The organism is Pseudomonas capsici (assembly GCF_017165765.1).
Lineage (GTDB): Bacteria > Pseudomonadota > Gammaproteobacteria > Pseudomonadales > Pseudomonadaceae > Aquipseudomonas > Aquipseudomonas capsici.
Genome location: NZ_JAFGZD010000002.1, coordinates 301,047 through 323,068 on the forward strand (window position 1 = coordinate 301,047; position 22,022 = coordinate 323,068).

General features: G+C 58.5%; 20 protein-coding genes. 11 read left to right on the forward strand and 9 right to left on the reverse strand.

Translation table 11 applies throughout. The features are described 5' to 3' along the window. The first annotated feature begins 86 nt into the window (after positions 1 to 86). The 3 genes from purU (at position 87) to JSY17_RS04050 (ending at position 2,774) form a co-directional block, all read left to right on the forward strand. Positions 87 to 938 carry a formyltetrahydrofolate deformylase gene (purU, locus tag JSY17_RS04040; RefSeq protein WP_117165911.1) on the forward strand — a complete coding sequence of 284 codons (852 nt, stop codon included), beginning with the start codon at positions 87 to 89 and terminating at the stop codon, positions 936 to 938. Positions 939 to 1,006: 68 nt separating this feature from the next. Then, entirely contained in the window at positions 1,007 to 1,183 is a 177-nt protein-coding gene (locus JSY17_RS04045; protein WP_162880401.1) for a hypothetical protein, read from the forward strand. Positions 1,184 to 1,295: 112 nt separating this feature from the next. After that, positions 1,296 to 2,774: a helicase HerA-like domain-containing protein gene (locus JSY17_RS04050; protein ID WP_206400643.1), complete on the forward strand. Its 1,479-nt coding sequence runs from the start codon at positions 1,296 to 1,298 to the stop codon at positions 2,772 to 2,774. 42 nt (positions 2,775 to 2,816) lie between these two features. On the opposite strand, the gene JSY17_RS04055 is transcribed toward JSY17_RS04050, so the two are convergent. The 3 genes from JSY17_RS04055 to JSY17_RS04065 form a co-directional block, all read right to left on the reverse strand. Beyond that, on the reverse strand, positions 2,817 to 4,289 hold the full coding sequence (locus JSY17_RS04055; protein WP_117165913.1) for an inorganic phosphate transporter: 1,473 nt from the start codon (positions 4,287 to 4,289) through the stop codon (positions 2,817 to 2,819). Positions 4,290 to 4,498: 209 nt separating this feature from the next. Next, complete coding sequence (locus JSY17_RS04060; RefSeq protein WP_117183923.1) at positions 4,499 to 4,696, reverse strand: hypothetical protein; 198 nt, start codon at positions 4,694 to 4,696, stop codon at positions 4,499 to 4,501. Between the two features lie 18 nt (positions 4,697 to 4,714). Then, positions 4,715 to 5,128 (reverse strand): hypothetical protein, encoded by a 414-nt coding sequence (locus JSY17_RS04065; protein WP_162883213.1) that lies wholly within the window; start codon positions 5,126 to 5,128, stop codon positions 4,715 to 4,717. Positions 5,129 to 5,489: 361 nt separating this feature from the next. Between JSY17_RS04065 and pcaR the strand changes: the two genes are divergently transcribed. The 5 genes from pcaR (at position 5,490) to JSY17_RS04090 (ending at position 10,841) form a co-directional block, all read left to right on the forward strand. After that, positions 5,490 to 6,332 carry a pca regulon transcriptional regulator PcaR gene (gene pcaR / locus JSY17_RS04070; RefSeq protein ID WP_117183921.1) on the forward strand — a complete coding sequence of 281 codons (843 nt, stop codon included), beginning with the start codon at positions 5,490 to 5,492 and terminating at the stop codon, positions 6,330 to 6,332. 151 nt (positions 6,333 to 6,483) lie between these two features. Beyond that, positions 6,484 to 7,341: a CoA transferase subunit A gene (locus tag JSY17_RS04075; protein WP_117184997.1), complete on the forward strand. Its 858-nt coding sequence runs from the start codon at positions 6,484 to 6,486 to the stop codon at positions 7,339 to 7,341. Further along, a complete protein-coding gene (locus JSY17_RS04080; protein ID WP_117183918.1) occupies positions 7,341 to 8,120 on the forward strand; it encodes a CoA-transferase subunit beta in 780 nt (259 codons plus the stop codon). Before JSY17_RS04075 ends, JSY17_RS04080 begins: the two co-directional genes overlap by 1 nt. Beyond that, positions 8,117 to 9,319 carry a 3-oxoadipyl-CoA thiolase gene (gene pcaF / locus JSY17_RS04085; RefSeq protein ID WP_206400645.1) on the forward strand — a complete coding sequence of 401 codons (1,203 nt, stop codon included), beginning with the start codon at positions 8,117 to 8,119 and terminating at the stop codon, positions 9,317 to 9,319. The genes JSY17_RS04080 and pcaF overlap by 4 nt, the downstream gene beginning before the upstream one ends. 217 nt (positions 9,320 to 9,536) lie before the next feature. Continuing rightward, positions 9,537 to 10,841 carry an MFS family transporter gene (locus JSY17_RS04090; RefSeq protein WP_117165919.1) on the forward strand — a complete coding sequence of 435 codons (1,305 nt, stop codon included), beginning with the start codon at positions 9,537 to 9,539 and terminating at the stop codon, positions 10,839 to 10,841. Positions 10,842 to 10,900: 59 nt separating this feature from the next. On the opposite strand, the gene JSY17_RS04095 is transcribed toward JSY17_RS04090, so the two are convergent. The 3 genes from JSY17_RS04095 to JSY17_RS04105 are packed head-to-tail and all read right to left on the reverse strand — an operon-like array spanning position 10,901 to position 16,656. Continuing rightward, the gene (locus JSY17_RS04095) at positions 10,901 to 12,361 is read right to left on the reverse strand and encodes an AdeC/AdeK/OprM family multidrug efflux complex outer membrane factor (protein WP_206400647.1); all 1,461 of its coding nucleotides are present in this window, start codon (positions 12,359 to 12,361) and stop codon (positions 10,901 to 10,903) included. After that, a complete protein-coding gene (locus JSY17_RS04100) occupies positions 12,358 to 15,492 on the reverse strand; it encodes an efflux RND transporter permease subunit (protein ID WP_117165921.1) in 3,135 nt (1,044 codons plus the stop codon). The genes JSY17_RS04095 and JSY17_RS04100 overlap by 4 nt, the downstream gene beginning before the upstream one ends. Positions 15,493 to 15,495: 3 nt before the next feature. Then, complete coding sequence (locus JSY17_RS04105; protein WP_117184999.1) at positions 15,496 to 16,656, reverse strand: efflux RND transporter periplasmic adaptor subunit; 1,161 nt, start codon at positions 16,654 to 16,656, stop codon at positions 15,496 to 15,498. Positions 16,657 to 16,894: 238 nt separating this feature from the next. On the opposite strand from JSY17_RS04105, the gene JSY17_RS04110 reads away from it, so the two are divergent. Further along, complete coding sequence (locus JSY17_RS04110) at positions 16,895 to 17,527, forward strand: TetR family transcriptional regulator (protein ID WP_117165923.1); 633 nt, start codon at positions 16,895 to 16,897, stop codon at positions 17,525 to 17,527. 468 nt (positions 17,528 to 17,995) lie between these two features. Beyond that, a complete protein-coding gene (locus JSY17_RS04115; protein WP_117183913.1) occupies positions 17,996 to 19,126 on the forward strand; it encodes a DUF3396 domain-containing protein in 1,131 nt (376 codons plus the stop codon). A gap of 3 nt (positions 19,127 to 19,129) precedes the next feature. Here JSY17_RS04115 and JSY17_RS04120 read toward each other — a convergent pair whose 3' ends face one another. Both JSY17_RS04120 and JSY17_RS04125 read right to left on the reverse strand, forming a co-directional pair. Beyond that, positions 19,130 to 20,632, reverse strand: a complete 1,503-nt coding sequence (locus tag JSY17_RS04120; RefSeq protein ID WP_206400649.1) for an MDR family MFS transporter — start codon at positions 20,630 to 20,632, stop codon at positions 19,130 to 19,132. A 101-nt stretch (positions 20,633 to 20,733) separates the two neighbouring features. Then, positions 20,734 to 20,904 (reverse strand): hypothetical protein, encoded by a 171-nt coding sequence (locus JSY17_RS04125; RefSeq protein WP_162883212.1) that lies wholly within the window; start codon positions 20,902 to 20,904, stop codon positions 20,734 to 20,736. A 151-nt stretch (positions 20,905 to 21,055) separates the two neighbouring features. On the opposite strand from JSY17_RS04125, the gene JSY17_RS04130 reads away from it, so the two are divergent. Beyond that, the gene (locus JSY17_RS04130) at positions 21,056 to 21,295 is read left to right on the forward strand and encodes a hypothetical protein (RefSeq protein ID WP_117183909.1); all 240 of its coding nucleotides are present in this window, start codon (positions 21,056 to 21,058) and stop codon (positions 21,293 to 21,295) included. On the opposite strand, the gene JSY17_RS04135 is transcribed toward JSY17_RS04130, so the two are convergent. Continuing rightward, positions 21,296 to 21,919 carry a flavin reductase family protein gene (locus JSY17_RS04135; protein WP_117183907.1) on the reverse strand — a complete coding sequence of 208 codons (624 nt, stop codon included), beginning with the start codon at positions 21,917 to 21,919 and terminating at the stop codon, positions 21,296 to 21,298. Positions 21,920 to 22,022: the final 103 nt, after the last annotated feature.

A 22,022-nucleotide genomic window follows, 5' to 3' on the forward strand; every position in this document is an offset into this window, starting at 1 on the left:
CTTGTGGGCAAGGGCAAAGGGAATACTGCAGTTTTGCCGCACAGTCGCTAGAATAGCGCCTTTGCGAAGTTCTGGAGTTTCCCTAAATGCGCACTTTTCGTCTGGTGATTGCTTGCCCGGACCGTGTTGGCATCGTTGCCAAAGTCAGTAACTTTTTGGCATCCCATAATGGCTGGATTACCGAAGCGAGCCACCATTCGGACAATCTCAGTGGCTGGTTCTTCATGCGCCACGAGATCCGTGCCGATACATTGCCTTTTGATCTCGATGGTTTCCGCGAAGCCTTCAAGCCTATTGCCGAAGAGTTCTCGATGGACTGGCGCATCACCGATTCGGCGCAGAAGAAGCGAGTGGTGCTGATGGCCAGCCGCGAATCCCATTGTCTGGCCGACCTGCTGCACCGCTGGCACAGTGATGAACTCGACTGCGACATTGCCTGTGTGATCTCCAATCACCAGGACCTGCGCAGCATGGTCGAGTGGCACGATATTCCTTATTACCACGTCCCGGTCGACCCTAAAGACAAGCAACCGGCGTTTGCCGAAGTTTCGCGTCTGGTAGGCCATCACAAGGCTGACGTCGTGGTCCTGGCGCGCTACATGCAGATCCTGCCGCCGCAACTGTGCAGCGAATATGCCCATCAGGTGATCAATATTCACCACAGCTTCCTGCCATCGTTCGTCGGTGCCAAGCCTTACCATCAGGCTTCGCTGCGTGGCGTGAAGTTGATTGGTGCCACTTGTCACTATGTCACTGAAGAGCTCGACGCCGGCCCGATCATCGAGCAGGACGTGGTGCGCGTCAGCCATCGCGACAGCATCGAAAACATGGTGCGTTTCGGCCGTGACGTGGAAAAAATGGTCCTGGCCCGTGGTCTGCGCGCTCACCTGGAAGACCGGGTGCTGGTGCACGACAACAAGACCGTGGTTTTTGATTGATCATTCGAGTCATTCGCGAATAGATTCGCTCCTGCACCCTCTGCAAACGCTGCGCAGGAGCGAATCCCATGACAGATCCCCTCGACAAGGCTACCTCCACCGCACCTTCCACTCTGGGCGAAGGTTGCCTGAGCCGTTACGACCCCGATGAGCTGACACCTGAAAACGGTGCCGACTTCAGCGATGCCGCCAGATTGTGGCGCCAATTGCAGGAACAGCCTCCCGAGCCCGACAGCGACGCTTGAGCATTCAGCCGTCCGGCGTTCGACTTTGGCGAATCTGGTCAATAATAAACATTTCATGAAAGCTGCCGGCCGACGGTCAGCACTGTGCACGATGTATTGAGCAGGTGATGAAATGCCCGATTCTCTGGATATTGCGTTGGGAGCCGACCTCGGTGGGCAACCTGTCTTTCAGGCCTTGCGCCTGACCAATCGTCACGGTCTGGTTGCCGGTGCAACCGGGACTGGCAAGACGGTCACTCTGCAGCGTCTGGCTGAAGCCTTCAGCGATGCTGGGGTTGCAGTCTTTGCCGCGGATATCAAGGGTGATCTCTGCGGCCTTGGTGCGGCGGGCAATCCCCAGGGCAAGATTGCCGAGCGGATTACCGGCATGCCCTGGCTCAATCATCGCCCTCAGGCCTATCCGGTCACGTTGTGGGATATCGACGGCAAGTCCGGCCATCCACTGCGCACGACCTTGAGTGAAATGGGACCGTTGCTGCTGGGTAATCTGCTTGAGCTGAGTGACAGTCAGCAAGCGGCCTTGTATGCAGCCTTCAAGGTGGCTGATCGTGAAGGTCTTCTGCTGCTGGATATCAAGGATCTCAAGGCACTGCTCAATCATTTGCGCGATAACCCGCAATTGCTGGGCGAAGATGGCGCGTTGATGACCGCCGGTTCCAGCCAGGCCTTGCAGCGGCGTCTTGCCGTTCTGGAGCAGCAAGGGGCAGAAGCCTTGTTTGGCGAACCGGCCTTGCAACTCGAAGATATTCTGCAGCCGGCCAGCGACGGGCGAGGGCGCATTCATCTGCTCGATGCCAGTCGCCTGGTACACGAAGCCCCCAAGGTCTACGCCACTTTCCTGCTGTGGTTGCTGGCTGAACTCTTCGAGCAACTACCCGAGCGGGGCGATGCGGACAAGCCGCTGCTGGCGCTGTTCTTCGATGAGGCGCATCTGCTGTTTGCCGATACGCCCAGAGCCTTGCAGGAGCGGCTTGAGCAGGTTGTGCGCCTGATTCGCTCCAAGGGCGTCGGTGTGTATTTCGTCACTCAGTCGCCGGGAGACTTGCCGGACGACATTCTGGCGCAACTGGGTCTGCGCATTCAGCATGGGTTGCGAGCGTTCACCGCCAGGGAACAGAAGTCGCTGCGGGCGGTAGCCGATGGTTTCAGGCCCAATCCCGAATTCGATGCCTTGAGTGTGCTGACTGAGCTGGGGATTGGCGAGGCGCTGGTGGGCACCTTGCAGGATAAGGGCACACCCGCCATGGTCCAGCGTGTGCTGATTGCTCCTCCTCAATCGCGTATCGGGCCGTTGAGCGATGCCGAGCGCGTCAGCCTGATCGGCCAGTCACCGCTGGCCGGGCGCTATGACAAGCCCATTGACCGTGAGTCGGCCTACGAAATGCTCGTTACCCGCAAGGCGAGCGAGACGAGTCAGGCCGATGTGCCTGCCAGGGAGTCGGAAAGCTTCGGTGACAAGGCCAGTGAGTTTCTGGGCAGCGTGGCCGGACAGGCTGTGAAAAACGCCATGCGTCAGGCGGCGACTCAATTGGGGCGTGAGCTGGTGCGGGGTTTGATGGGGTCGTTGCTGGGAGGCAGGAAGCGCAGGTAAGGCGTCAAAGGCGGTGCGAGTGCACCGCCTTTGTCAGGTGGATCAGGCCAGTGCCTTGGATGCCAGCCAGAACAGGCAGGCCGACAGTGCGACAGTGGCGGGCAGGGTCAGGACCCAGGCCAGCAGAATGGTGCGCACGGTGCCGCCTTGCAGACCGCTGCGGTTGGCTACCATGGTTCCGGCAACACCCGACGACAGAATGTGGGTGGTCGAAACGGGCAGGCTGAAGATGTTGGCCATGCCGATGGCGCAGGCTGTGGTGATCTGCGCCGACATGCCCTGGGCGTAAGTCATGCCCTGTTTGCCGATCTTCTCGCCGATGGTCAGTACCACGCGTTTCCAGCCAACCATGGTGCCGATACCCAGCGCCAGTGCAACGGCCAGGATTACCCAGAACGGTGCGTATTCGGTGGTGCCGGTCAGGTCCTTGCGCAGTTTTTCCAGGTCGGACTTTTCACGGGAACCCAGGTTCGGCAGCTTGCCGACCTTGCGTGCGGTGTCATCCAGGCACAGCAGGTAGCGACGTACTTCGATGCGCTGCTCGGAAGACAGGGCGCGATAGTCGGTCACGCCTTTCATGGTTTCGAGCAGGGCGTCGATGGTCGGCTCGGTCTGCTCCGGGTTACAGGCGGCGCTGGAAGGCAGGTCGCCCTTCATCGATTTGCCCATGGCCAGGTATTCGCCCAGCGTGCTGCTGTTGCGCTGATAGAACTGGCTCAGGTGCAGGGTTGCATCCCGGGTGCGCTCGATCTGGTAGGTGGTGCTGTTGAGGTCCAGAACGAACTGGCTTGGCACGATACCGATCAAGACCAGCATGATCAGGCCGATGCCTTTCTGGCCATCGTTGGAACCATGCACAAAGCTCACGGCCATGGCCGAGATGACCAGCACCAGACGGTTCCAGAACGGCGGGTGCTTCTTGTCGTCGATCTTGCGACGCTGCTCGGGCGTCTTGTGCATCTTGGACAGCGGGCGCCACCATTTCAGGGCAACGAGCACCAGGCCTGCGACCAGGAAACCGGCCAGCGGCGAGAACACCAGCGATGCGCCGATATCGATCGCTTTCTGCCAGTTCACGCCATCGCTCAGCGGAATACCGTTGATCAGCGCGTTGGCCAGGCCGACACCGAGAATGGAACCGATCAGCGTATGCGAGCTCGAAGCGGGGATCCCGAAGTACCAGGTGCCCAGGTTCCAGGTGATCGCTGCGGCGAGCAGTGAGAACACCATGGCCAGTCCATGCCCCGTGTTGACGTTGATCAGCAGTTCCACCGGCAGCAGGTGGACGATGGCATATGCCACGCCGACACCACCCAGCAGGACGCCGAGGAAGTTGAAGACACCCGAGAAGAACACGGCCAGATGCGGCGGCATTGCCTTGGTGTAAATGACTGTCGCCACCGCGTTGGCGGTGTCATGAAAGCCGTTGATGAACTCGAACGTTAGGACGAATGCCAGGGCGAGCAACAGGCTCACTAACACCCAAGCATCTAGCCCACTGAATAAATCGATCATGTACGTTTTCTGACCCGGTCTGAAGGGGGCGCGATTATGACAGAAAAAATACGGATCGACTTGCCAGCCGCTGATTGGTATCGCTTAAAGCCAAAAAAAAGACATGGCAGGCGTACCCGACTGATCGCTCAACAGGGCGCTGACATCTTGGCTACGGGCATTCTCAAGGCCTTTTCAAACGCTTGAAAACGTTCAGGACCTTGAGTTTGTCAGGTCTCTTCTTTCAGGTCTTTTTCCATTTTCTGCAGCTCTTCTTTGAAAGCCTGATCCAGAAGGCTGGCTCTTTTACGCCATGGCTTGCGTTCCGGTTCGGGCTGCGCGGCGTAGGTGGTGATTTCCCCGCCGTAGACATCCTTGTAACGTTGTTCCTGGCGCTCAAGTTCCGCGCGCAGTTCATCTTTAGTCACTGAGTTACCTGATCTAAGTCAATTGAGTCTGGTGATAACGCAGAGCGCGCAAAAGTGTTCGCTCGTGTGAGCTGACCGGCAAAATACATTCGTGGCTGTCTGGCCACGCAGGGCTTCCGGATTTTTCACAAGGCCTTTGACACGTTGCTGCTCGCGGCTACGGGCACCAGAAAAAACAGCTGTCGTAGCGACATTCGTTTTTTGGTCAAGCACTGGGGCTGGCATTGATTGGTCCTTGCGCCGAAAAACCGACTGCATGTTGCGCAGGGTGGGCAAGGTATTGCCAATCAAGTGATCGCTACTATCTCCAAGAAGTACAGTCTCGTCAACTATAGGCGTTGTCCGGCTGCCGGGAGATTCATGAATAATGTTTTTTTTGTGAGACTCTTCTGAAGTTTTGGTGAGTAATGAATATGACAAAACTTTCATCATCGAAAGTCCGGAATTCAGGGACAGCTTACTGGCGACAGAATTCAAATGAAAATCGGCGGGGCGATTAAGCGGCAATCGTCATGGGGTGCGTCAGAGTGTCGCAGTTGTGATCGCTCTAATGAAAACGGCCTTGCTTCGTGGGCAAGGCCGCTGCCTTGGACTTCTTAGTGGGTACCTGACCAGGATTTCCAAGAAGTCACTTCATGGCAGAGGTAAAGGTATAAGTATATTTGCAATGGGTCAATTGCGATTATCGGCCATTAGTTCGATAATCGCACAAGTCGGCTTTCCAAAAACACCCTGAAAAAGGGCTGAAGCCAGCGGTTTACAAGGCCTGAGAGCTGTTACAGAGGTGTTGGCAATGAATGATGAACTGCGTAATTCTTTTGCATCGCTGGCACCGCCTATCGTGGCCTCGCCTGCAAAGCGTATCCAGGCGCTGACAGGCGATCCCGATTTCATGACCTCGCTGGCACGTGGGTTGGCCGTGATTCATGCCTTTCAGGAGCGCAAGCGACATCTGACCATTGCCCAGATCAGCCACCGCACGGAAATTCCCCGGGCGGCAGTCCGTCGTTGTCTGCATACCTTGATCAAGCTGGGTTATGCGACGACGGACGGTCGGACCTATTCCCTGTTGCCCAAGGTGCTCACCCTGGGGCATGCCTATCTATCTTCGACGCCGTTGGCGGTTTCTTCACAGCCTTATCTGGACCGTATGAGCGATATGTTGCATGAGGCCTGCAACATGGCGACCCTCGAAGGCGATGACATTCTTTACATTGCCCGTTCGGCCACCACTCAGCGGCTCATCTCCGTTGATCTGTCTGTCGGTGGTCGGCTGCCGGCGTATTGCACATCCATGGGGCGTATTCTGCTGGCGGCACTGGACGATGTGTCGTTGCGTGAGTATCTCGATCATGTGGACCTGCAACCCAAGACCAGCCGCACCATCCGTACCCCCGAAGCGCTGCTGGAGTGCCTGCAACTGGTTCGTCAGCAAGGCTGGTGCATTGTCGATCAGGAACTGGAGCAGGGGCTGCGTTCGATTGCCGTGCCTGTCTATGACGCATCGGGTCAGGTATTGGCTGCGCTGAATGTCAGTACCAGTGCCGGGCGAGTGGCCCGGAGTGAGCTGGAACAGCGGTTCCTGCCGATCATGCTGGATGCGAGTCGGGATCTGAGCACGCAGCTGTTTACCTGACGAGCGGAGTGGCTGCTTTTTAATGCGTTCGATTATCGAACGCTTAGTCGATTATCGGATTGTTTGCGCTCGTGCTCAGGCATAACCTCATTTTCATTGCGGCGCCCTTCGCGCCGGTTATTGAACGTGATGTTGGGTTCGGGAGCACCTCATGGCTGAAATTCTTTCTCTACGCGATGCAGTGAAGCAACTGGTCAACGATGGCGATACCGTTGCACTTGAAGGCTTCACGCATCTTATTCCAACGGCGGCAGGCCATGAAATCATTCGTCAGGGTAAAAAGGACCTGACGCTGGTGCGCATGACGCCGGATCTGATTTACGACCAATTGATTGGTGCCGGTTGTGCGAAACGGCTGATTTTTTCGTGGGGTGGCAATCCGGGGGTTGGCTCTCTCCATCGCTTGCGCGATGCCGTCGAAAAACAGTGGCCCCATGCAATTGAAATAGAAGAGCACAGCCACGCCGACTTGGCCAACGCCTATGTCGCCGGAGCCTCGGGTTTGCCCTTCGCGGTGCTGCGCGCCTACGCCGGTTCCGACCTGCCCAAGGTCAACCCGCTGATCAAGACGGTGACCTGCCCGTTTACCGGTGAGGTGCTGGCTGCCGTGCCCTCGGTACGCCCGGATGTCACAGTGATCCATGCCCAGAAAGCCGACCGCAAGGGCAACGTGCTGCTGTGGGGGATTCTCGGTGCGCAAAAGGAAGCTGCACTGGCTGCCAGACGCTGCATCGTGACGGTCGAGGAAATCGTCGACGACCTCAAGGCCCCTATGAACTCCTGCGTCTTGCCGACCTGGGCATTGAGCGCTGTCTGCCTGGTGCCGGGCGGCGCGCATCCATCCTATGCCCACGGCTACTACGAGCGGGACAATCCTTTCTACCAGGCCTGGGACCCGATTGCCCGGGACCGGGAAACCTTCAGCGCCTGGATTGCCGAATACATTCATGGCACAGCGGATTTCAGTGAGTTCCAGAGCAAGCTGGCCAGCGCAGCGGAGGCAAAATAATGACTTACACCACCAGTGAAATGATGACCATCGCCGCCGCCCGTCGCTTGCGCAATGGCGCGGTCTGCTTCGTCGGCATCGGCCTGCCTTCAAAGGCGGCGAACCTGGCGCGACTGACCTCTTCGCCGGATGTGGTTCTGATCTACGAATCGGGTCCGATCGGCGCCAAACCTACGGTTCTGCCGCTGTCCATCGGTGACGGTGAACTGGCTGAAACCGCCGATACCGTGGTCGCCACCAGCGAAATCTTCCGTTACTGGCTGCAAGGCGGGCGTGTGGATGTAGGCTTTCTGGGCGCGGCGCAGGTCGACCGTTTCGGCAATATCAACACCACTGTTGTGGGCGATTACCACAACCCGAAAGTCCGTTTGCCGGGTGCCGGTGGTGCGCCGGAAATTGCCGGATCTGCCAAGTCGGTGCTGATCATCCTCAAGCAGTCGGCCCGTTCGTTCGTCAACAAACTCGACTTCGTGACCTCGGTCGGGCATGGCGAAGGCGGCGATTCGCGCAAGCGTCTCGGCCTGCCGGGTGCCGGGCCGGTGGGAATCATCACGGACCTGTGCATCATGGAGCCGGAAGCCGGTACCAACGAGTTTATCGTTACGACTCTGCACCCTGGCGTTACCCGCGAACAGGTCATTGCGGCGACCGGCTGGGAAGTCCGCTTTGCCGAGCAGGTCGTTTACTCCGAAGAACCCACTGCTGTGGAACTCGACGCCCTGCGTGAGCTTGAAGCCCGGACTGCTGCGGCTCATGGTCAGGTTGCAGGAGAAGCATGATGCGTGACGTTTTTATCTGCGATGCAATCCGTACCCCCATCGGGCGCTTTGGTGGCGGTCTGTCTGCGGTACGCGCCGATGACCTTGCGGTGGTACCGATCAAGGCCCTGATGGAGCGCAACCCTTCGGTCAACTGGGACGAAGTGGACGAAGTGTTCCTCGGCTGTGCCAACCAGGCGGGCGAAGACAACCGTAACGTTGCGCGCATGGCTGCTCTGCTGGCCGGTCTGCCGCCGAGCATTCCCGGCGTGACCCTCAATCGCCTGTGCGCTTCGGGCATGGACGCCATCGGCACCGCCTTCCGGGCCATTGCTGCTGGCGAAATGGAGCTGGCGATTGCCGGTGGTGTCGAGTCGATGTCTCGTGCGCCATTTGTCATGGGCAAGGCCGATGCCGCTTTCTCGCGCAGCATGAAGCTGGAAGACACCACCATCGGCTGGCGTTTCGTCAATCCGGCCATGAAGGCGGCATACGGTGTCGATTCCATGCCTGAAACCGCCGATAACGTGGCGGATGACTTCAAGATTTCTCGAGCCGATCAGGACGCTTTCGCCCTGCGCAGCCAGCAACGCACTGCCGTTGCCCAGGCTGCGGGCTTTTTCGAGGAAGAGATCGTGCCGGTGCGGGTCGCTCACAAGAAGGGTGAAACCGTCGTCGACAAGGATGAGCACCCACGTGCCGATACCAGCCTGGAAACCCTGGGCAAGCTCAAACCGGTCAATGGACCTGAAAAGACCGTTACCGCCGGCAATGCGTCGGGCGTCAATGACGGTGCGGCAGCCTTGATCCTGGCTTCGGCCGAAGCGGTCAAAAAGCATGGCCTGAAACCCAGGGCACGGATTCTGGGAATGGCCAGTGCCGGTGTGGCACCCCGTGTGATGGGAATCGGTCCGGTCCCGGCGGTGCGCAAGCTGGTCGAGCGCCTGGGATTGGCAGTCTCCGATTTTGATGTCATCGAGCTCAACGAAGCCTTCGCCAGCCAGGGACTTGCCGTACTGCGCGAGCTTGGACTTGCCGACGATGCACCTCAGGTCAATCCCAACGGTGGGGCGATTGCTCTGGGCCACCCATTGGGCATGAGCGGCGCAAGGCTGGTGTTGACGGCCTTGCATCATCTGGAAAAGACCGGAGGCCGCAGAGGCCTGGCGACCATGTGCGTGGGAGTCGGGCAGGGGCTGGCGCTGGCCATCGAGGTGTAGACCGCCAGCAGGAGCGAATTCATTGGCTCTGTCCTCGTTAAGTGTTGTGGTGTCTCTGGTACAGCGCTGGTGGTGAAGTCGCCAGCAAGCTGCCTCCCACAGTCCTCTGACGGACTTGCAACACTTGATGCAGACAGAGCGAATGGGCTGAATGGTTGTGCTTGTCGAGGTTGAGTGTTACAGATTGTTTCTAGTTGCCTGATAGGGATGAGGAACAATGACAACGATAAACACAACGGAAACGCCTTACACCGCAGAAGAGCGTGGCAAGCGAATCTTCGCCATCGTAGGGGCCTCTTCCGGCAATCTCGTCGAGTGGTTCGACTTCTACATCTATGCCTTCTGCGCCATTTATTTCGCTCCGGCGTTTTTTCCTTCCGATGACCCGACAGTCCAGTTGCTCAATACCGCCGGGGTGTTTGCGGCCGGTTTTCTGATGCGTCCGATTGGCGGTTGGCTGTTCGGACGGGTGGCTGACAAGCATGGGCGCAAGAATTCCATGCTGATCTCGGTCACCATGATGTGTGCAGGTTCCCTGATCATTGCCTGTCTGCCGACCTATGCGTCGATTGGCGCCTGGGCACCTGCGCTGCTGCTGATGGCGCGTCTGCTGCAGGGGTTGTCGGTGGGCGGTGAATACGGCACCACGGCCACTTACATGAGCGAGGTCGCACTGCGCGGCAAGCGTGGTTTCTATGCATCCTTCCAGTACGTGACCCTGATTGGCGGGCAGTTGCTGGCGGTGCTGACCGTAGTGATTCTGCAGCAGTTTCTCAGCACTGAAGAACTGCGCGACTATGGCTGGCGTATCCCGTTCGTGATCGGTGCCTGTGCAGCGGTGATTGCCTTGTTGCTACGCCGCACCCTCAATGAAACCACCACTGCCGAAAGTCGTCAGGACAAGGACGCCGGTAGCATTGCCGCGCTGTTCAGGCATCACAAGGCGGCATTCATTACGGTGCTGGGATACACCGCCGGTGGTTCGCTGATTTTCTATACCTTCACCACTTACATGCAGAAGTATCTGGTCAACACGGGTGGCATGGAGCCCAAGACGGCCAGTTACATCATGACCGGTGCGCTGTTTCTGTACATGTGCATGCAGCCGTTCTTCGGGATGCTGGCTGACAGGATCGGGCGGCGTAATTCGATGTTGTGGTTCGGCGCGCTGGGTGCCCTGTGCACCGTGCCGATTCTGATGACCCTGAAAAGCAACACCAGCCCGTTCCTGGCTTTTGTGCTGATTACCCTGGCGCTGGCGATTGTCAGTTTCTACACCTCCATCAGCGGCCTGGTAAAAGCCGAGATGTTCCCGCCACAGGTGCGGGCGCTGGGTGTCGGTCTGGCTTACGCGGTCGCCAACGCGGTGTTTGGCGGTTCGGCGGAATACGTTGCCCTGAGCTTCAAGAGCAACGGCATGGAAAACACCTTCTATTGGTACGTGACGGCCATGATGGTGGTGGCTTTCCTGTTCAGCCTGCGCTTGCCGAAGCAGCCGGCTTATCTGCATCACGATCACTGATCGCGTTTTTCCGGGCACAAAAAAACCACCTGTTACGGTGGTTTTTTTGTGAAGGCCGATCAGAACAGTTGAACTGACGGTTTCTCCTTGGCTATCGGCTGTGCGCTGCTGGTCTGCTCGTACCAGCCGCCACCGAGGGCCTTGTACAGGTTGACCTCGCTGGTGAGCTGGGACAGGCGATCGGTGATCAGCGTCTGTTGTGCGCTGAACAGCGAGCGTTGTGCGTCGAGGAACGTCAGGTTACTGTCGATCCCGATGCGATAGCGACGCTCGGCAAGACGGTAGTAGTCCTGGCTGGCCGTGACGAAGTCGCGCTGGGCCTGGAGCTGCTCGTTATAGGTCTTGCGCGAGGCCAGGCCGTCGGAGACTTCCTGGAACGCGGTCTGAATCGCCTTCTCGTAGTTGGCGACGTTGATTTCCTTCTGGATCTTGGCGTAATCCAGGCTGGCGCGCAGGTTGCCGGCGTTGAAGATCGGCAGGTTGATGCTCGGCTGGAAGGCCCAGGTGCCCGAGCCTCCCCTGAACAGTCCCGACAGGTCGGGGCTGGCTGTACCGGCATTGGCCGTCAGGGTGATGCTCGGGAAGAACGCGGCGCGTGCTGCCCCGATGTTGGCGTTGGCGGCCATCAGGTTATGCTCGGCCTGCAGAATATCCGGGCGGCGTTGCAGCAGGTCGGACGGCAGACCAACCGGCATTTCGGTCAGCAGGTCGGCAGACAGCGGCTGCGCTTCAGGAAGGTTGTCAGGCAGGGCAGAACCCAGCAGCAGGGTCAGGTTGTTCTGATCCTGCGCAACCAGTCGTTGGTACTGGGCCAGTCTGGCCTTGGCACTTTCGACCGATGTGCGCGACTGGCTCAGGTCCAGCGCCGAAGCGACACCCACTTCATTGCTGCGCGAAGTCAGGCGATAGCTTTCCTCGTAGGTCTTGAGGGTTTCCTGAGTCAGCTTGAGCAGTTCCTTGTCGGCCTGCCAGGTCAGGTAGGCATTGGCGACGTTGGCCACCAGACTAATCTGGGTGCTGCGACGGGCTTCTTCGCTGGCGAAGTAAGTCTGCAAGGCCTGTTCGCTCAGGCTGCGTACGCGACCGAACAGGTCCAGCTCATAGGAGCTGATACCCAGGTTTGCCGAGTACGAACTGGTGATGCCGGCCTGACCACTGGTGGACATGTCCGCTGGCACACGCTGGCGAGAGCCTGTGGCATTGGCCGATACAGCCGGGAACAGGTCCGAACGCTGGATGCGGTATTGCGCACGGTAAGCGTCGATGTTCAGTGCCGCGACCCGCAGGTCGCGGTTGTTGACCAGTGCCGTCTGGATCAGCTGTTGCAGTGCCGGGTCACGGAAGAACTGACGCCAGCCTTGCTCGGCGGCAGCTCTTTCGGCGGTCTCGGCCGGCAGGTAGGCAGGACCTTGCGGGTACTGCGCGGCAACGGGTGATTCCGGCTGCTTGTAGTCGGGAATCAAAGAGCAGCCGCTGAGAATGAACGCGCTAACTGCCAGAGAAATCAGGGACTTGCTCATTGGCCAGCCTCATCGTGAGAGATAGGTTTCTGCTTGCTCTTGAAGAGCGCCGATATCGATACGAAAAACAGTGGGACCCAGAAGATGGCCAGGACGACGGCGGTGATCATACCGCCAATTACGCCTGTACCGATCGAGTGTTGGCTGCCCGAGCCTGCGCCCGTGGAAATTGTCAGTGGGACAACACCCAGGATGAAGGCCATGGAGGTCATGATGATCGGACGCAGGCGCATCCGGCAAGCCTCAATTGCAGCGTCAACCAGACTTTTACCCTGTTCGTGGAGTTCCTTGGCGAACTCCACGATCAGAATGGCGTTTTTCGCCGCCAGACCGACGGTCACCAGCAACCCTACCTGGAAGAACACGTCGTTCGACAGGCCGCGCATGCTGGTTGCGATCAACGCACCGATGACGCCCAGTGGAACCACCAGCATGACTGCGATCGGGATCGACCAGCTTTCATACAGAGCTGCCAGACAGAGGAAGACTACCAGCAGGGACAAGGCATACAGAGCAGGTGCCTGCGAACCGGACAGACGCTCCTCGTAGGACAGACCTGTCCAGGAGATACCGATGCCAGGTGGCAGTTTCTTGGCCAGTGCTTCTACTTCGGCCATGGCTTCGCCGGTACTGTAGCCCGGAGCCGGTGTACCGAGAACTTCCTCTGCCGCCACGCCGTTATAGCGCGACAGTTTAGGAGAGCCGTAGACCCACTTGCCGCTGGCGAATGCCGAGAAGGGCACCATCTCGCCAGCGCTGTTGCGCACGTACCATTTGTTCAGGTCTTCCGGTGTCATCCGGGCACCCGAATCGCCTTGCAGGTACACCTTCTTCACACGACCACGGTCGATGAAGTCGTTGACGTAGCGACCACCCAGGGCGATGGACAGGGTGTTGTTGATGTCCGACAGGGTGATGCCCAGTGCGCTGGCGCGCTCGTCGTCGATCAGCAACTGGTACTGCGGTTCATCGTTCAGACCGTTGGGACGCACGCCTGCCAGAACCTTGCTCTGGGACGCCATGCCCAGGAACTGGTTGCGGGCTTCCATGAGTTTTTCATGGCCGACACCGCCCTGGTCTTGCAGGTAAACGTCGAAACCGGTGGCGTTACCCAGTTCCAGTACCGACGGAGGTACTACGGCGAATACCATGGCATCGCGGAAGCTGAAGAAGTGCCCCTGGGCACGCTTGGCCAGCTCGAAAACGCTGTTTTCGGACGAGCGTTCATCCCATGGCTTGAGCATCACGAAGGCGATGGCCGAGCTCTGGCCACGGCCGGCGAAGTTGAAGCCGTTGACCGTGAACACCGATTTGACGGCCCCGGTTTCCTTGGTCAACAGGTATTCGCGCATGTTGTCGATGACTTGCTGCGTACGCTCCGACGACGAACCGGCAGGCGTCTGGATCTGGGCGAAGATAACGCCCTGGTCTTCTTCAGGCAGAAACGCGGCCGGAATGCGGGTGAACATCCAGATCATGCCAGCGCAGATCAGGATATAGCCCAGGTAGGCAGGGACTTTATGCTTGAGCATATTGCCCACGCCGCGCTCGTAGCTCACTACGCTGCGGTCGAAGGTGCGGTTGAACCAGCCGAAGAAGCCACGCTTGGGTTGACCATGCTTCTCGTGGTCGATGGGCTTGAGCATCGTGGCGCAAAGGGCAGGGGTGAAGATCAGGGCTACAACCACCGAGAGCGCCATCGCCGAAACGATAGTGATCGAGAACTGTTTGTAGATCACCCCGGTCGAGCCACCGAAGAACGCCATGGGCAGCAGAACCGCCGACAGAACCAGTGCAATACCCACCAGTGCGCCCTGGATCTGTTCCATGGACTTGATGGTTGCCTGTCTGGGGGACAGTTTTTCTTCTGCCATGACCCGTTCGACGTTTTCCACCACGACAATGGCGTCGTCCACCAACAGGCCGATGGCCAGGATCATGCCGAACATGGTCAGGGTGTTGATGGTGAAGCCGAAGGCCGCGAGGATGCCGAAAGTACCCAGCAATACTACCGGGACGGTCAGTGTGGTGATGACCGTGGCGCGGAAGTTCTGCAGGAACAGGTACATCACCAGGAACACCAGGACAATCGCTTCGCCCAGGGTATGAACAACCCCGGAAATCGACTCGCTGACCACTGGAGTGGTGTCATACGGGTAAACGACTTTCATGCCTGGCGGGAAGAACGGCTCAAGCGAGGAAATCGTTGCACGGATTGCCTTGGCGGTATCCAGGGCGTTGGCGCCGGGGGCCAGCTTGATCGCCAGACCGGAAGCCGGTTTGCCGTTGTACTGGGAGTCGACGCTGTAGTTTTCTGCACCCAGACCTACCGTGGCGACGTCCTTGATACGTACCTGAGAACCGTCGGTGTTGACTTTCAGCAGGATATTGCCGAACTGCTCCGCGGTTTGCAGGCGGGTCTTGCCGATGATGGTGGCGTTCAGTTGCTGGCCGCTGATGGCGGGCAGGCCACCCAGTTGACCGGAAGAAACCTGGACGTTCTGGGCGGTGATGGCGCTGCTGACATCAACCGGAGTCAACTGGAAGTTGTTCAGCTTGGCCGGGTCGAGCCAGATACGCATGGCGTACTGGGCACCGAACACCTGGAAGTCACCCACACCGGAAGTCCGGGAAATCGGGTCCTGCATGTTCGACACGATGTAGTTGGCAAGGTCTTCCTTGCCCATGCTGCCATCTTCGGACACCAGACCGATCACCATCAGGAAGTTTTTCACTGCCTTGGTGACACGGATGCCCTGCTGCTGGACTTCCTGAGGTAACAGCGGTGTGGCCAGGTTCAGTTTGTTCTGCACCTGGACCTGCGCTGTATCCGGGTTGGTCCCCTGGTTGAAGGTCGCAGTGATGGTCATGCTGCCGTCGGAGTTACTTTCCGAGCTGACATAACGCAGGTTGTCGATACCGTTGAGCTGTTGCTCGATGACCTGCACCACGGTGTCCTGCACGGTCTGTGCAGAGGCACCCGGGTAGGTCACCTGGATCGCGATGGCTGGCGGCGCGATGCTCGGGTACTGGTTGATCGGCAGGCTGAGGATCGACAGGGAGCCGACCAGCATGATCACCAGGGCGATTACCCAGGCGAAAATCGGGCGATCGATAAAGAATTTCGACATGGGTTACTCCCCTTTGCTGCCTGCGGCTTTTTCAGTGGCCGGGGCAGGCGCCGGGTTTGCTCCTTTGACGTTGGTCGCTTCTGCGACTTTCACTTCCGCGCCCGGTTTGACGTACTGCAGACCTTCGGTGATGACGCGATCGCCGGCATTGAGGCCTTCTTCGATCAGCCACTCGCTGCCCACGGTACGCTTGGCCACCAGAGTGCGCAGTTCGACCTTGTTGTCCTGGTTGACGACAAGAGCAGTCGGCGTGCCTTTCTGGTCGCGGGTCACACCTTGCTGCGGCGCGAGGATGGCCTGGGCACTGACACCGGCCTGCAACTGGGCGTGAACGAACATGCCTGGCAGCAGGCGATGTTCAGGGTTCGGGAAGACAGCGCGCAGGGTTACGGAACCGGTGCCCTGATCAACCGAAACTTCCGAGAATTCCAGTTTGCCTTCCAGCGGATAGACGCTGGAGTCTTCCAGAGTCAGCTTGACCTTGGCGGCGTTGTCGCCTGCCTTCTGCAGCTTGCCACTTTCGAGGTCTGAACGAAGTTTCAGCATGTTTGCCGAAGATTGCACAACGTCGACGTAGATCGGGTCGAGCTGCTGAATGGTTGCCATGGCTTCGGTCTGGGCACTGCTGACCAGCGCACCTTCGGTGACGGCGGAGCGACCGATGCGACCCGAGATCGGTGCCAGCACCTTGGTGTAGCGCAGGTTGATCTGGGCGGTCTGCAGGGCGGCCTGGGCTTCCTGGCTGGACGCTACGGCCGTGTCGTACTCCTGGCGACTCACGGCTTGCTCGCTCACCAGTTGCTTGTAGCGATCAGCCAGGGACCTGGCCGACTGCAAGGTGGCCTGGGCGCTGGTGGCGGTCGCTTCATAAAGAGCCGGGTCGATCTGATACAGCTGCTGGCCAGCTTTGACATCGCCGCCTTCAGTGAACAGACGCTTGAGAATGATGCCGTTGACCTGCGGGCGCACTTCGGCCACGCGGAAGGCTGTGGTGCGGCCGGGAAGCTCTGTGGTCAGGGCATAAGGCTGGGCTTTGAGGGTTACGACGCCGACCTGAGGGATCTGAGCCGGCGGTGCCGCCTCTTCCTTCTTACTACAGCCACTGAGCATTGTTGCCAGGGCGACGGCAGTGACCAGAACGGTAACAGCTGGCTTGAATTGCATGAAGATCCTCGGGGGCAGGAGCCTGTTTACGCAAGGGAGTTGGAAATGTAAAAAAATATTTCGGCTAGATAAGTAGCATGCTAAGGAATATACTTACATTCACGGTTGTTTGTAAACATCTTCTTGCCAGCTCAGAGGCTGGCGATTGCAAGCTCGGGACAAGGCCGCACAAATGCCGCCCGACCCTGTTTTCAGGCCTTGTTGTACGGCCCTGAAGAATTTTTTGAGGTTTATTGCCATGGTCCGCCGCACCAAAGAGGAAGCCCAGGTTACTCGCAGTCAGATTCTGCAGGCTGCCGAACAAGCCTTCTACGAGCGGGGCGTTGCCCGCACGACGCTCGCCGATATCGCGACGCTTGCTGGCGTGACACGCGGGGCTATCTATTGGCACTTCACCAACAAGGCCGAACTGGTGCAGGCGATGCTCGACAGCCTGAAGGAACCGCTCGAGGACATGGCTCAAGCCAGCGAAGATGAAAACGAAGTCGACCCGCTGGGGTGCATGAGAAAGCTGTTGGTTCGTTTGTTTCATGACATTGCAGTCGACCCGAAAACACGGCGCATCAACGAAATCCTTTTCCACAAGTGCGAGTTCACGGATGAAATGTGCGATTTTCGGCGTCAGCGTCAAGCCAACACCATCTTGTGTCATGAGCGGATCCGCCTCGCGTTGAGCAATGCCGTACGCCGTGGGCAATTGCCTGCCTCGCTGGACGTTACACGCGCTGCGGTCAGCCTGTTTTCCTATATCAATGGCGTCATGTATCAATGGCTGCTGGTCCCCGAAAGCTTTTCGCTGTCCGGGAGTGCCGAGCAACTCGTCGACAGTTGCATGGACATGTTGCAGTACAGCCCTGCCTTGCGGGCCTGAGAACCACCCTGGCTGTGCGGCAGGTCAATATAGTCCTGACCTGCACGTACAGGCCAGCATATAACGCCAATCCCCCGCGCTTTGGATAGGTTGTTTACCTATTGTTTACCTTTGCGGCCTCAGTGCATCTTCTTCACGGCTATATAAAAGCCTTGGGATGACAATGGCTTTGTAGGAGTCAGGTAGGACATTTCTCGAAGCATGTAGCTGATTTCCCAAACTGATTTCCGTGTATTGCTCCGCTCTCAAACTCCCTTCAATCTTCGTCCCTTAACAAACAAACGGGAGGAGGTTGCATGTTTTTATTGAATCTTGCGCCCATATGCTCTGAAGTCGACAGCAACTTCATCACTATCGAAATAGCCCGTTCCGGCTGTCGCAGGAGGGCAGCAACTCTGGTCACGGCAGAACCTTCTGTGTACGGCATGGACGCCACCCTGATCCGAAGGATCATCGGGAGGACGGGTCATGTCAGAAACCTTATCTGACCCTGTGAGGTTATTGGCTCGGCTTGATGCTCAATCTGAACACCTGGCGGTGGATTGTTCCGAAGGTGTCCCGGTTGTCCGTCTTGGACTGATCACTACCCTGTATTTCAAGCAGGGCCATACACAAGAAGCCAAGCGTCGTGTCGAGGCCTGTTTCTCGCGCTTCTATGACGCCTTCAAACCGATGCTCAAATGGCAGCTCTATAACCGGATGCGGCGCCTTACGGCCTCGGGGTTTGCTTCGTGCAGGCGTCAGATTCTGCAAAGTCCGCCGGATGTGCAGTTCGCCTGGTCCATCGCCAGCGCTACCCAGGCCGAGGTCGCCACCTACAGTCTGTTTGTGATGAACACCTCGCAAGGCCAGGCCGACAATGACCGTTCCTGTCTGAAGATGGTTTTGCCCTGGTCATATCTGGCCGAGTCCGATGGCCTGAAACGTTATGAAGACTGGATCAGATACCTGTGCAGCGAGGTCCGAGCCGAGCATGGGTTTGGCAGTCTGGCCTGCGTGCTGCCGGGGGACGGACACCATTACCTGCCACTGGAGTATCAGTTCGCCCAGGAGTATCCCGGGTTGATGGTCGATCCCGGCCCGCATATAGAAAGCCTGCGACTGCTTGAGCACATCAAGGGGGTGGGCTGGTACACCGTATTGGGCGAGTCGTTCGTAAAACGGCTTGGCGGTAGCGACAGGGTGCGGGGCAAGTTGAGTGGCTGCAGCGACATCGTTTTTCATACTTACAGCAACGGCTTGATGATTCGTGCCGGCGCAGTGCCGCAACTGGGCAGCGGGGGAGTGGCCCCCGACGTCTACAGGGAGGTCAACAAGGTCATCAAACCGATCCGCCTGCAGGATACCGGCTGTCTTCACCCTTATCTGGTTCCGGGAGTGGGATTTACCAAGGAAACCACTGCGCAGTGGTATGCCCGTTTCGACGAGAAGCCTGTCCCGCCGGTCAATGCAGGCGATGCCTGTCCAAGATCCGGCTACTGGTTCAGCAATGCCAAGGTGCGTTCCCGCCGCTTTTTCACTCAGGGTGAAATCATGCCTGCATTCGCCCATATCAAGGTCGGCCGCACCCAGTGGTTCTGGGCGCAGCAGGACGACTGAGCCTTATTTCCGCTCTGCACCGCGCAGCACCTGGTCAGGCATGATCAGTGCTGTCGCCAGACCCAGCAGCGAAACTGCCGCGCTGATCATCAGCAAATGACGGAAGGTCACCGCCAGTTCTGCACGCAAGGCTTCGAGGGCCGGGCCGCTGGTGGTATTGAGGCTGTCGATCAAGGCATTGCCCGTACTGCCTTCGCCACCCAGCGAACCGGGTTCGAGCTGGCCGATCCCTGTGTCTTGCAGCATGGCCAGCAGCAGGGCCGACATCATCGCGACACCGACGGCACCGCCCAGTGAGCGGAACAGGTTGGAGGTGCTGGTTGCCACGCCAATATCCTTGATCGCTACCGCGCTCTGGCTACCGACCAGTGAGGTGGGGAATTGCATGCCACTGGCAATGCCGGTCAGGACCATGAACAGGCTGGTGAGCAGGATCGATTGTGCAGGAGTGAATGCCATGCCCAGAATGGCGATGGGCATGAGCACCGCACCGGCCAGAATCAGGGGCTTGTAGTGGCCGGTCACAGCAGTCCTTCGGCCTGCGCAATAGGCACCGATGGGAATCCCCATTGCCAATGGCAGCAAGTGCAGAGCCGCACTGTCGGCACCGCCGCCGGTGACGGTCTGATAACGCATCGGCATCAGCACGATCAGCGAGATGGCCTGGAAGCTGGTGAAGAACACCGCGCTCCAGCACAGCACAGCGCTGCGGTTGGCAAACAGGTGCATGGGCAGCAGCGGTTCCTGAACCTTGCGCTCGTACCAGGCGAACAGCGACAACGTGAACAGGGCGATACCCAGCATGATCAGGATCCGGGGATTGTCCAGGCCGTGGCCCTGACCGATTTCGGTGATGCCCAGCAACAGGCTGGTCAGGCCGATGATCATCAGTACCGTCCCCAGATAATCGATGACCGGTTTGCGTTGAGGTACGGGCAGGCCCTTGAGGGAGCGCCAGGCCACGATCAGTGCCACGATGCCCAGAGGCAGATTGATCAAAAACACCCAGCGCCAGGACAGGTATTCAGTCATCAGGCCGCCCAGTACCGGCCCGGCTACGCTGGCGACGGCGTACATGCTGCTGAAATAACCCTGGTAACGTCCCCGTTCGCGAGGCGGGACGATGTCGGCGACGATCGCCTGGCTGACCGACACCATGCCGCCCGCGCCGATCCCTTGAAGCACCCTTGCCAGTACCAGTTGCTCCATGCTCTGGGCAAACCCGCATAACAACGATGCAAGGGTAAACAGACCGAGGCCGAACAGCATGAGCCTGCGGCGTCCATACAGGTCTCCCAGCTTGCCGTAGATGGGTACGGCAACGGTCAGCGCCACCATATAGGCTGCGATTACCCAGGCCAGCAGGTCGATATCCTTGAATTGAGCGGAGATCGCCGGCATCGAGACGGCCACGATCGTCTGGTCCAGAGCACTGAGAAATACGGCCATCATCAGTGCGAATAAAATGCTGCGAATGGTCGGAGTGGTTTGCGCAAGACTGGTCAAGTTAAAACCTGAAGGCCGGAGGGAAATTTGACCAGTCTAGTCCGATAGCCTGCTAATCGATAGCTGACTTTGTTTGAGGCGGATGACCTATGACGCGGTGGTCATCGCAACGCGCTGAACGTTGCAGCCGTCGGCACGCAATGGCCAAAGGTGCAGACCGCAACCTTGGGCGTCTGACGCGCCATTTCAATACGATAGGCACCCACCGCATACATACCGACCACTGTGAGTACACCCAATACAGCCATGCATTTTTTTATTTTTACGTTCATGGTGCATTCCTCATTCCCACTACAGAAGGGCATGAGGTAATTGTAGGACAAGAATTTCAGGTCAACCGGCTGGAGCGAATGAATTCGCTCCAGCGTGTCGCAGCATTAGAATATGCCCCTTCGATTTATCCATCAGACAGGTTCGCTATCCATGGCTCGCAAGGTATTCAATGCATTCGAGGCGGTTTCCGCCGTTATTCCCGGTGAGGGCGGTTACCGCGCGGCGATTGCGGTAAAGGCTCTGGAGGCGGGCGGTGCGCCACGTTTTCATCCCGTCCTGCCGGGAGAAAAGTTCAAGACCGCCCATGACGCCGATCTGGCCGCCACCCAGGAACTGGAGCGGCTGACCGACGTGGATGCCGAAGGTGAACTGGTGTGGGCTGGCGTGTAATCAGACTGTTGGCCGGTGCATCTTGAAGAGTGCTTCAGGCCCCAACTGGAAGTAGTCTGCCGGACCGCCACCGCGCAGGATGGGTTCGGCGGCTGCTGTATCGTAGACGCCATCCTTGAGCAGCCACTTGGCGATATGCACCGCCACCACTTCCCCCAGAATCAGCCAGCTTGGCACCAACTCCTTGTCGGCGCGCTGCAGTTGCACGATCTGGGTGACCTTGCATTCAAACGATACCGGTGTTTCCAGCACGCGAGGCACGGCAACGATCTTCGAGGCCAGTGGTGTCAGACCGGCCAGCTCGAATTCATTCACATCCGGCGGCACGGCTGCGCAGCTCTGGTTCATGGCTTCGGCCAGGGCGCGGGTGGACAGGTTCCAGACGAACTCGCCGGTCTGCTCGATGTTGTTGAGGCTGTCTTTGCGCCCGACACTGCAAAAACCGATGATCGGTGGAATGTAGTTGAAAGCGTTGAAGAAGCTGTAAGGCGCGAGATTCAGTCTGCCCTGGCTGTCCTGAGAGGAAATCCAGCCAATGGGGCGCGGACCTACGATAGCGTTGAACGGATCGTGCGGCAGACCATGGCCTTTGGCCGGTTCGTAGGAGTGAATATCGTCTGACATGGTTTGATTCCTGATAACCACGGTGTCGGGGAGTTGCCCATAGTAGACCCGGCCCTGGAAACAACAAAGCCCGGCACTGGCCGGGCTTGAGTGTCACGTGGGG